The 477-nt window shown below is 66.2% G+C and carries 1 protein-coding gene and 1 pseudogene; both read left to right on the top strand.

Annotated elements, in window-relative coordinates; all coding sequences use genetic code 11:
• Positions 1-323 (top strand): annotated as a pseudogene (locus tag EOA33_RS38305) (beta-ketoacyl-ACP synthase); the annotation flags it as partial.
• A gap of 20 nt (positions 324-343) precedes the next feature.
• The coding region (locus EOA33_RS38300) for a beta-ketoacyl synthase N-terminal-like domain-containing protein (protein WP_348628305.1) at positions 344-477 on the top strand (134 nt) is incomplete at its 3' end.

The raw sequence follows: 477 nt of genomic DNA, 5'->3' as shown, positions 1-477 counted from the left end.
AGCAGGCGGCGCTGCCGAATGGCGAACTGCTGGCGATCTCGGGCGCTTCCGGCGCCCACCTCGCTACCGCCGCCGAAAAAGCCGCGTTCGACGCCAATGCGGCCATCGCGGCACGCGCCTTCTCGACGTTGACCGGCCATATGAAGGAGGCGCAGTTCCCCTTCGCCGTGGCGCTGGCGGCACTCGCCGTCGAGCGTAAGGCCGGCTATCCCGCTTTCGATGCCGCGACCGAGAAGCCGTTTGCCGGCATTCCCACGACCGTGCTTGCAACGGCGATCGGCTATCACCAATTCGAGGGCATGGGGCTGATCAAGGCGGCCTAAGTGACCACCAGGGACAAAGCATGGCCAATCTGAATGACCACATGGGCAGGCCGATCGTCGCCGTCACCGGCATCGGCGTGGTGACGTCGTTGGGCGTCGGCAAGGCCGACAATTGGGCGGCGCTGACCTCCGGCAAGTCCGGCATCCACCCGAT

The sequence above is a fragment of the Mesorhizobium sp. M4A.F.Ca.ET.050.02.1.1 genome, assembly GCF_003997725.1.
GTDB lineage: Bacteria > Pseudomonadota > Alphaproteobacteria > Rhizobiales > Rhizobiaceae > Mesorhizobium.
Note: the sequence above shows the minus strand (reverse complement) of the source record. Positions and strands in the feature narration are given on the sequence as shown.